Annotated in this window: 11 protein-coding genes; 7 read left to right on the forward strand and 4 right to left on the reverse strand. The window is 61.1% G+C overall.

Annotated features, from left to right (window positions below):
• The 6 genes from LCF60_RS22170 to LCF60_RS22195 all read left to right on the forward strand — a co-directional run.
• A partial coding sequence (locus LCF60_RS22170; RefSeq protein ID WP_292294720.1) for a DHHA2 domain-containing protein occupies positions 1 to 698 on the forward strand: 698 nt, incomplete at its 5' end.
• Between the two features lie 103 nt (positions 699 to 801).
• Positions 802 to 1,674, forward strand: coding sequence for a TIGR01459 family HAD-type hydrolase (locus tag LCF60_RS22175; RefSeq protein ID WP_292294721.1), 873 nt, complete (start codon positions 802 to 804; stop codon positions 1,672 to 1,674).
• Between the two features lie 104 nt (positions 1,675 to 1,778).
• Positions 1,779 to 2,222, forward strand: a complete 444-nt coding sequence (locus tag LCF60_RS22180; protein WP_292294722.1) for a MaoC family dehydratase — start codon at positions 1,779 to 1,781, stop codon at positions 2,220 to 2,222.
• A gap of 118 nt (positions 2,223 to 2,340) precedes the next feature.
• Positions 2,341 to 3,273: a bifunctional riboflavin kinase/FAD synthetase gene (locus LCF60_RS22185; protein ID WP_292294723.1), complete on the forward strand. Its 933-nt coding sequence runs from the start codon at positions 2,341 to 2,343 to the stop codon at positions 3,271 to 3,273.
• Complete coding sequence (locus tag LCF60_RS22190) at positions 3,270 to 3,743, forward strand: YcgN family cysteine cluster protein (RefSeq protein ID WP_292294724.1); 474 nt, start codon at positions 3,270 to 3,272, stop codon at positions 3,741 to 3,743. The genes LCF60_RS22185 and LCF60_RS22190 overlap by 4 nt, the downstream gene beginning before the upstream one ends.
• Positions 3,743 to 4,789 (forward strand): aminotransferase class I/II-fold pyridoxal phosphate-dependent enzyme, encoded by a 1,047-nt coding sequence (locus LCF60_RS22195; protein WP_292294725.1) that lies wholly within the window; start codon positions 3,743 to 3,745, stop codon positions 4,787 to 4,789. The genes LCF60_RS22190 and LCF60_RS22195 overlap by 1 nt, the downstream gene beginning before the upstream one ends.
• 63 nt (positions 4,790 to 4,852) lie before the next feature.
• Here LCF60_RS22195 and hspQ read toward each other — a convergent pair whose 3' ends face one another.
• Complete coding sequence (gene hspQ, locus LCF60_RS22200) at positions 4,853 to 5,179, reverse strand: heat shock protein HspQ (protein ID WP_292294730.1); 327 nt, start codon at positions 5,177 to 5,179, stop codon at positions 4,853 to 4,855.
• Positions 5,180 to 5,405: 226 nt separating this feature from the next.
• On the opposite strand from hspQ, the gene LCF60_RS22205 reads away from it, so the two are divergent.
• Positions 5,406 to 5,996 carry a lytic transglycosylase gene (locus LCF60_RS22205; protein WP_292294726.1) on the forward strand — a complete coding sequence of 197 codons (591 nt, stop codon included), beginning with the start codon at positions 5,406 to 5,408 and terminating at the stop codon, positions 5,994 to 5,996.
• A gap of 95 nt (positions 5,997 to 6,091) precedes the next feature.
• Here LCF60_RS22205 and LCF60_RS22210 read toward each other — a convergent pair whose 3' ends face one another.
• The 3 genes from LCF60_RS22210 to LCF60_RS22220 all read right to left on the reverse strand — a co-directional run bounded on the left by LCF60_RS22210 (position 6,092) and on the right by LCF60_RS22220 (position 8,760).
• On the reverse strand, positions 6,092 to 6,541 hold the full coding sequence (locus tag LCF60_RS22210) for a GFA family protein (RefSeq protein ID WP_292294727.1): 450 nt from the start codon (positions 6,539 to 6,541) through the stop codon (positions 6,092 to 6,094).
• A gap of 114 nt (positions 6,542 to 6,655) precedes the next feature.
• Positions 6,656 to 7,762, reverse strand: a complete 1,107-nt coding sequence (locus tag LCF60_RS22215) for an acyltransferase (protein ID WP_292294728.1) — start codon at positions 7,760 to 7,762, stop codon at positions 6,656 to 6,658.
• On the reverse strand, positions 7,759 to 8,760 hold the full coding sequence (locus tag LCF60_RS22220) for a sterol desaturase family protein (protein ID WP_292294729.1): 1,002 nt from the start codon (positions 8,758 to 8,760) through the stop codon (positions 7,759 to 7,761). Before LCF60_RS22220 ends, LCF60_RS22215 begins: the two co-directional genes overlap by 4 nt.
• Between the last annotated feature and the right edge of the window lie 286 nt (positions 8,761 to 9,046).

Consider the following 9,046-nt stretch of genomic DNA (forward strand, 5'->3'; position numbering starts at 1 on the left):
CCAACAACCCCGCCGAACTGCCCGCGGCGATCAACAGCGCGGACATCCGCGCGATCATCGACCATCACAAGCTGGTCGGCGGGCTCGAGACCAAGGGCCCGATCGACATCCGCATCGAACCCGTCGCCTGCACCGCCACCATCATGTGGAAGATCATCGGCGACGATCTGGCCCAGGCCCCGCGCGGCATCAAGGGCGCAATGCTGTCCTGCATCCTGTCGGACACGCTGGAATTCCGCTCGCCCACCACGACGCAGGAAGACACCGCCATCGCGCATGCGCTGGCCGAAGACCTTGGCGTGTCGATCCCCGATTTCGCGGCCGAGATGTTCGCGGCCAAGTCCGATGTCTCCGCCTTCTCGGATGCCGAACTGCTGCGCATGGACAGCAAGGAATACGCTGTCGAGGGCACGAAATTCCGCGTCTCGGTTCTCGAAACCACCTCCCCCAAGGTCGTGATCGACCGCAAGGACAGCCTGATGGCCACCATGTCCGACGTGGCCAGGGAAGACGGCGTCGATCAGGTGATCCTCTTCGTCGTCGACATCCTGAACGAGGAAGCCACCCTGCTGGTCCCCAATGACCTGGTCAAGACCCTCGCCGAGAAAAGCTTCGGCGTCAGCGTTTCCGGCGACACGGTGGTGCTTCCGGGCGTGGTCAGCCGCAAGAAACAGATCATCCCGAACCTCACGCTCTGATCCAGGGCCGAACCGGAACTCGACCGGAACTCGACAAGGGGATGCTGGACGGCATCCCCTTTTTCATGTGACCTGACACCATCCCAATGCCGAAAGACATGACATGACCCAGATCATCGACTCCCTCGCCGACATCGCAAACCGCTACGACGTGCTATTGGTCGACCTCTGGGGCTGTGTGCACAACGGCGTCACCGCCTATCCCGAGGCGGTGGCCAGCCTCAGGGGCTTCCGGCAGGGCGGCGGTACGGTGGTCCTGCTCACCAATGCACCCCGGTCGCGCCACGAGGTCGCCAAGCAGCTAGTGCGTCTGAACGTACCCGAGGACTCCCATGACGACATCGCCACCAGCGGCGACAGCGCACGCGCCGCGATGTTTCGTGGGGCGGTGGGCGAAAAGGTCTGGTTCATGGGCCAGCCCTTTGACGAAACCTTCTTCGACCCGATGGAAATCATCGACGACCCGGTAACCATCCAGCGTGTCGATCTGGTGGATGCCGAGGGAATCATCTGCTGCGGCCCGTTTGATCCGCATGCCGATCCGGCGGTGAACCGGCCACAGTTCCTGTACGCCAAGCAGAAAGGCTTGAAACTGCTCTGCGCCAATCCCGATATCGTCGTCGATCGCGGCGACAGGCGCGAATGGTGCGCCGGTGCTCTGGCGGCGCTCTATACCGAGATGGGCGGCGAAAGCCTCTATTTCGGCAAGCCGCATCCACCGATCTACGATCTGGCCCGCAGGCGGCTTGCGGCGCTCGACAAGGATGTCGATCCGACCCGAATTCTGGCCATCGGGGATGGTGTGCACACCGACATTGACGGCGCGATGGGCGAGGATATCGATTCCCTGTTCATCTCAGGCGGCCTCGCGGCGGTCGAGACGAAAACGTCTCACCAACCTGATCCGGACGCGCTGAAGGCCTATCTCGAACGGGAAAATGCATCTCCGACCTATACCATCGGACAACTTCGCTGATACAGATTTTGCTTGCTTTTCTGCGCTTGCAAAGTAATAAAGTTTCCAAAACGGGCCTGTGACTTGGTTTTTTATTACCTCCCCGCCCGAGAGTGGAGTGCGAAATGTTGGACAACCTGCCACGCGGAACGATCTGCATCGAAGACATTGAAATGGGCATGTCCCGTCACCTGCGCAAGGAGGTGACGGACCAGGACATCGAGATGTTCGCGCAAATCTCCACCGACCGGAATCCGGTGCACCTCGATGACGACTATGCGCAGGACACCATCTTCGAGGGCCGCATCGCCCATGGGATGCTGACCGCGGGTCTGATCTCGGCTGTCATCGGAGAACAGCTTCCCGGGCATGGCACCGTCTACATGGGCCAGACGCTCAAGTTCCTCGCCCCAGTGCGCCCCGGCGACGTTGTCTATGCTGAGGTCAAGGTGGTCGAGATCGACATCGCGAAACGGCGCGTGACGCTCGATTGCCATTGCTCGGTCGATGGCAAGAAGGTGCTGATCGGCGAGGCCAAGGTGCTCGCCCCGTCCCGCAAGTTCGACTGACCTCAGTCCCGCGCGAGGATGCGTCGACGCATCCTCGATTTTCCGTCGACGGAAAATCGCCCGCGCCAGGCCTGAGCGGGGATTGCAACACCTCTGAGCCCCCGCTAGTCCTGCGCCCATGAAAATCGTGCGGGACTATCAATTCGTCGCGGATGGCGACAAAGGGGCGACGGTCGCCATCGGCAATTTCGACGGCGTGCATGCCGGCCATCAGGCCGTCATCCGGCTGGCCCGCGATGCCATGCCCGACGCCCCCCTCGGCGTGCTGACCTTCGAACCCCATCCGCGCGAATATTTCGCGCCCGACGCACCGCCCTTTCGCCTGATGAACGCCGAGGCCCGTGCGACCCGCCTGAAAAAACTGGGCGTCGATGTGCTTTATGAACTGAATTTCAACACCCAGCTGGCAGAGCTGACGCCCGAGGGCTTTGCCAGGAACGTGATCTCGAACGGCCTTGGCTTGCGCCATGTCGTCGTCGGAGCCGATTTCTGCTTCGGCAAGGGCCGCGCCGGCACCGTCGAGCATCTGAAGGATTTCGGCGAGGACATGGGGTTCGGCGTCACCGTCGCGGATCTCGTCACCGCCCCGTCGGGCGCGGTGTCGTCCACAGCGATCCGCAGCGCCCTGTCCGAAGGCGACCCCCGCCGCGCGGCCGAGATGCTGGGCCATTGGCACCGGATCGAAGGTCCGGTCATTGGCGGCGAACAGCGCGGGCGTGAACTGGGGTATCCCACGGCCAACATGTCCATCGACGGGCTGCACCCGCCGAAATTCGGCGTCTACGCGGTGTTGATCGATGTGCTGGACGGACCTTTTGCCGGGTCCTATCACGGGGCGGCGTCGATCGGCGTGCGCCCGATGTTCGGCGAAAACCACGCCAACCTGGAAACCTTCATCTTCGATTTCACCGGTGATCTTTATGGCGCAACCGTGTCGGTCGCCCTGATCGAGTTTCTGCGTCCGGAGGAAAAATTCGACAGCCTCGATGCGCTCATCACCCAGATGGACGCCGATTGCGCCCGCGCGCGCGCGATCCTGACCACAGCATGACGACCGACCCGATTGATCGCACCGGTCTTGCGCCGCGGTTCTGGGAACGCAAGGCGCTGACCGACATGAGCCCCCAGGAATGGGAAGCGCTCTGTGACGGCTGCGGCAAGTGCTGCCTGAACAAGCTCGAGGACGAAGACACCGGCCATGTCGAACTGACCCGCGTCGCCTGCCGCCTGTTCGACGACAGCACCTGCCGCTGCGCGCAATACGAAATCCGGCATCAGTTCGTGCCCGAATGCATTGTCCTCAAGCCATCGAATATCGACGATCACGCCTACTGGATGCCGCAGACCTGCGCATACCGGCTGCTGTGGGAGGGCAAGCCGCTTTTTGACTGGCACCCGCTGATCTCGGGCACCCCCGAGACCGTGCACAAAGCTGGGGTTTCGATGCGAAACGCCACCGTGCCGGAATTCGAGATCCATGAGGACGATTGGGAAGACCACATCATCGAGGAGCCGACCTGATGTTTTTTGCCTCCGACAACAGCGGGCCCGTCCCGCAGGCCGTTCTGGACACCCTGGCCGAGGCCAACCAGGGGCACGTGATGGGGTATGGCGCCGATCCGATGATGGACGAGGTTCGGCAGCGCATCCGGGATCTTTTCGAAGCTCCGGATGCGGCGGTCCACCTCACCGCGACAGGAACATCCGCCAATGCGCTGGCGCTGGCGACGCTGGTCGAACCGTTCGACACGGTGTTCTGTTCTCCGGTGGCCCATATCGAGGAAGACGAATGCAGCGCACCCGAGTTCTTTACCGGCGGTGCGAAACTGACGCTTGTACCGGGGTCCGACCGGATGAGCGTCGAGGGTCTGACCCAGGCCATCGAGAGCCAGGGCAATCGCGGCGTGCATGGTCCGCGCCGGGGTGCGGTGTCGATCACGCAGGTGACCGAGATGGGCAATGTCTATTCGCTGGACCACCTCAAGGCCTTGTGCGACGTGGCGAAATCCTATGACCTGCCGGTCCATCTCGATGGCGCGCGTTTTGCCAATGCGATCATGGCGCTTGGCTGTAGTTCGGCCGAGATGACGTGGAAAGCCGGTGTCGATGTGGCGGTGTTCGGCGGCACCAAGAACGGCCTGATGGGCGTCGAGGCGGTGGTGTTCTTCGATCCTGGAAAAGCCTGGGAATTCGAGCTGCGTCGCAAGCGCGGGGGGCATCTGTTCTCCAAGCACCGCTACCTGTCGGCGCAGATGGCGGCCTATCTGCGCGACGACCTCTGGCGCGATCTGGCCCGCCGCGCGAACACCAAGGCAGCGCGGCTGCTGGAGGGCATACGCACCCGGTCCGACGTGCAGGTCGTGAACGAGGTCAACGCCAACATGATCTTCTTTCTTGCCCCGCGGACTCTTCACCAGGCGCTGAAAGCCGGCGGAGCCACGTACGCGGTCTCTGGCGACGTGACGAACGGACCGGCCGACGGGATGCTCAGGGGACGGCTTGTCTGTGACTGGTCGATCCCGGATGCCGAGATTGACCGCTTTGTCTCCTTGCTGCACGGCGCATAAGAAAAGGGCTTCCGATTGGAAGCCCCTACTCATTACAGTCGTGGCAAAACGAGAGAGATCGTTTCAGTTGTACTGGAAGTGTAATTCGTAACTGCCGTCTTCGAACGCACCGAACAGGTCTGGCACATCCGGATGTTCGACAGGTTCGCCTGAATAATCGGCGATCAGGTTCTGTTCCGAAACATAGGCAACGTAGAAGCTTTGTTCGTTCTCCGCAAGCAGATGATAGTAAGGCTGCTTCTTTGCAGGCCGACTGTCCTCGGGAATCGCTTCGTACCATTCCTCGGTATTGTTGAATTCCGGGTCCACGTCGAAAACCACTCCGCGAAACGGGTGGCGCCGGTGACGTACGACTTGGCCGATGTTGTATTTTGCGCGTTGTCTGATCATGAATCCTGTCCGTTGCCACATACCTGCCCGATTTTCGACAAATTGTCCAATCACAGCGGCCATTTTCTGGGAAACAGTCTGTGCAGCGATAAGAGACAGGAAATTTTCTCGCCGCAGCAAAGGCTTGCCGGTTTCAGCAATTGTGATTTCCCCCACGGGCAGTTTGCGTTAAACTCGACGCAATCAGAAAGGCGGGCAAACCGTCTTCGTTTTTTGCGAGAGGCCCATGAGCAGATTCTTTCGCGCCTTGGTGATTGTCTTGCTGGCGGCCTCCTGTGGTGGCGGCGGCGGCACATCGGCGCCCCGTAACCTCGACAACGCGTGTTCCATCCTGCAACAGCGCCCCGGATACCTGCGCGCGTTCCGCGCAGCCGAGCGCAAATGGGGCGTGCCTGTTCATGTGCAGATGGCCTCGATGTACCAGGAAAGCAAGTTCCAGTCCGATATCCGCACCCCGTTCCGTTATACGCTCGGGGTGATCCCGATGGGGCGCCAAAGTTCGGCCTATGGCTACAGCCAGGCGCTGAACGGCACCTGGGAAGAGTACCAGGCCGACCAGCGCAAGTTCCGCGCGCGGCGCAACGACATCAACGACGCGGCGGATTTCATGGGCTGGTACATGGCGGAATCGAACCGCCGGCTGGGCATCTCGCTGGCCGACGCGCGCAACCAGTACCTTGCCTATCACGAAGGCCGCACCGGGTTTTCGCGCGGCTCGTATAACAGCAAGGCGTGGCTGCTGCGGGTCGCCGACGAAATCGCGGCGCGGTCGGTGATGTACCAGGGCCAGCTTGTCACCTGCCCGGTGCGCAGATAGGTCCGGACTGGCCCTATTGTTTCGCGCGCGAAACATTGGGACAGGGGCGCTGACCCTTTAACGATTCGGTAAGCTTTGGATCCGGGTCGGAGGGTTCAGGGTTGTTCTGGTCGACGTGTCCCGGTGCCAGGGGTCCAATCCGGCTGACCCGCGAAACTTACGACATCTTCCCCAAGACGATCCCAATGAGGCCTGTCCCGTTCAAATATGACGACTTCGACGTTCATCCCGCGCGCATCGTCCATCGTCCCCAGGGACAGGGTCAGGTGGTCCGGACTTCGCGTATTCCTGCCATGAATCGGACTTCCGCACTTGGCGCAGAAACTCTTGGTCACCTTGGCGTTTTTGTCGGAGGTATAGCTGAACTCGCTCAACTGCCCGCTCACCGTGACCGCGTTTTCGGCAAACATGGCACCGACTGTGTGACCCGTTCCGCTCAACCGACGGCATTCCACGCAATGGCATTGGGCAACGATGATGGGCGACCCGCTCGCAGTGTAGCTTACCGCACCGCACAGGCATTTTCCGGTAAACATCTTTTTCATCGGCAACCGCCTATCGCTGTCCTCAGAAGACCAGCCTCAAATCAACGTTCGTCGCACCGGAAAGCATAGCATGCGGGCCTCCATCCCTGCCAGAGCAGGGTTCGCCGGCTCCCGTCAAGTCGGCGTGTTCTGCTTGCCGCGCAGACCCAGGCTCTCATGCAGGCCAAGCAGGGCGGACCTGAGCCAAGCAATGCGGCGTTCGAAAATCGCAGCAAAGATCAGCCCGACGGTGATCGAGCCCAGAAGCAGCAGGCCGTCGCGCGCCAGGCTGTCCTGCGGGAACACCGCATCGATCAGGTGCAGCGCGGGGTAATGGGTCACGTAAATGGAAAAGCTCGCGCCTGCCCACCACCGGAGTCGCGCGCTGTCGTGCTGATAGCCGCGCAGAAGGCGGGCCATGCCCATGATGTGCACGGCGGCCATCGCGCCAATCATTCCGTTCCAGAGGAACTCGTCCGAAAAGTCGAGCAGGCGGCGGTAATCGAGCGGATCAAGAACCGCGCCGGTGTGAAATGCCAACAGATCGGGAACCCGCGCCGCTTGGCAGATCAGATAAAGCAATGGGCCGCCCACCGCATAAAGCTGAGCTCTGCGCAGGGACAGGCGATCGGTGCCTCCCGACGCCACCCAGGTCCAGAGAGCGACCCCCATGAGCCACGCGGGCATCAATAGCAGAACACGCGGCCCGAACGCGACCAGCAGCAGGAACACCACCGCAACCCTGCGCGCGCCGGTGAGAAAGACCGCGGCCCCGAAAATCACGTAATAGGCGGCCTCGTAACTCAGCGACCACAGCGGGCCATTCGTCCCGAGACGGATACGGTCGAACAGGCTCCATTCGTTCGACATCGTCAGCCCCCGCAGCAGCAATTCACCAAGCGGGGCGGGGTTGTAGAAGGTCTCATACGCCTCGGGACCGATGCTTTGGCCGATCCGGTCGAACACGAATGTCAGAAGCAGTGCGGGAAGCAGGACCGACAGAAGGCGCGTCAGGCGATTGAAACTGTAGGTCGAGAGTGCCTTGTCCCGCGACGCGGCATAGGCGATGACCATGCCGGAAATCACGAAGAAAACGATGACGCTGTCACTGCCAAGGTTCAGGTCGCGCACAAGATTGTAATCTCCGCGTGTGAATCTCGGGTAGGCCACATGGGAGATCACCACGACAAGGGTCGCCCAGACCCGGAGCGCGTCCAGCCAGAGAGACAAGCCCCTGGTCATGGCGCGGACGGTCTTTCGCCCGCGTTGGCGGCATCGGGATCACGGCGCGTACCTTTCCAAAGGGCACGCCAACTGTCGGCAAACGGATCAAGCAGCGCGCTGCGCAGGGTCGGATAAGGCTGTTCGATCCGGTTTCCGTGGATGTCGGACAGGCCGAAGGACAGCGCCTCGTAGCTGTCGGGCACGTAGAGCGTGCCGAACATCCAGTCCCAGATCGCGAAGACCTCGCCATAATTCTTGTTGTAGTGCTTGCGTTCGATCGAGTGATGGATGTGGTGCTGCGCCGGTGAAATCAGGAAATGCTCGAGCACACGTCCGTAGCTGAGCCAGACATGGCTGTGGCGCAGGTTTGCCCCGAAGGCGTTGAAGAGAAAATATCCGGCGTTCACGGTGCCGATCGTCAGGACCTCTATCTTGCCCATCAGCAGGAACAGCATGAGCGCCTGCACCGCGCCGACGATCACGGTATAGATGAGAGACCGCAGGATGAGGAATACTGGGTGGTTCCGGTTCGCCGTCAGCGGCGTCATGACTTCGGCGGAATGATGCAGCGCGTGGAATGGCCAGAGAATGGTCGTTTCGTGATGCAGGCGATGTGCCCAATATTTGCAGAAATCGAGCGTCAGGATCATGATGACGGTCGCCAGGGCCAATTTGGACCATGTGCCTTCCACGGGAGCGGTAGACCTGCCGGTCAGGTGCAAAAGGCCGTCCAGAACGAAACTCGTCATCAGGGGCGTCATCGTGACGGCGGCAAAGAGACCGGTCGCACCCAGCATCGCGTTGAATAAAAAGATCTTGATGTCTACGAGGTTGGATTTGTGGCGGTACACTTCCCTCGGCAGCAGGTAGGCCACGAAGCTGGTCGGTCGGCCGCGCATGAGCCATAGAACGGCCACGAGGACAACGGTAAGCAACAGGTACAGGACCGCCAGTCGCGACTCAAGGCTGGTGGCTGTGGCGTGCAGCGTGGCATAGAGCCGATGCAGGAATTCCATGATGACCTCAGAAAAGCTGTCATCATGATATGCCGTCCGAATATGTCAGCAACGAGGCCCGTATATGCAGAGATCCGAGCATTCCGGTCGTGCTCGGACCCGCTTTGCGACGGGCGACTGCCCGGCCGGCCTGCCTTGCGCGCCGGGCTGACGCCCTGCCCTAAAGCGTCCGGCTAAAAACCTGAATCGTTGGGATTCCGTTGATGTGTGATCTGTGATTCACCCTGTTTGGGAGGATTGATAATGTCAGCACCATTGCCGGATGCGCTTCGGGCGCGGTTTCAGA

Source organism: Marivita sp., assembly GCF_020055635.1.
In the GTDB taxonomy this organism is placed as follows: domain Bacteria; phylum Pseudomonadota; class Alphaproteobacteria; order Rhodobacterales; family Rhodobacteraceae; genus Marivita.

Excerpts from the sequence above, each read along its gene's own strand:
- LCF60_RS22175 (WP_292294721.1), top strand. The coding sequence starts at position 802 with ATGACCCAGATCATCGACTCCCTCGCCGACATCGCAAACCGCTACGAC.
- LCF60_RS22180 (WP_292294722.1), top strand. The coding sequence starts at position 1,779 with ATGTTGGACAACCTGCCACGCGGAACGATCTGCATCGAAGACATTGAA.
- LCF60_RS22185 (WP_292294723.1), top strand. The coding sequence starts at position 2,341 with ATGAAAATCGTGCGGGACTATCAATTCGTCGCGGATGGCGACAAAGGG.
- LCF60_RS22190 (WP_292294724.1), top strand. The coding sequence starts at position 3,270 with ATGACGACCGACCCGATTGATCGCACCGGTCTTGCGCCGCGGTTCTGG.
- LCF60_RS22195 (WP_292294725.1), top strand. The coding sequence starts at position 3,743 with ATGTTTTTTGCCTCCGACAACAGCGGGCCCGTCCCGCAGGCCGTTCTG.
- hspQ (WP_292294730.1), bottom strand. The coding sequence starts at position 5,179 with ATGATCAGACAACGCGCAAAATACAACATCGGCCAAGTCGTACGTCAC.
- LCF60_RS22205 (WP_292294726.1), top strand. The coding sequence starts at position 5,406 with ATGAGCAGATTCTTTCGCGCCTTGGTGATTGTCTTGCTGGCGGCCTCC.
- LCF60_RS22210 (WP_292294727.1), bottom strand. The coding sequence starts at position 6,541 with ATGAAAAAGATGTTTACCGGAAAATGCCTGTGCGGTGCGGTAAGCTAC.
- LCF60_RS22215 (WP_292294728.1), bottom strand. The coding sequence starts at position 7,762 with ATGACCAGGGGCTTGTCTCTCTGGCTGGACGCGCTCCGGGTCTGGGCG.
- LCF60_RS22220 (WP_292294729.1), bottom strand. The coding sequence starts at position 8,760 with ATGGAATTCCTGCATCGGCTCTATGCCACGCTGCACGCCACAGCCACC.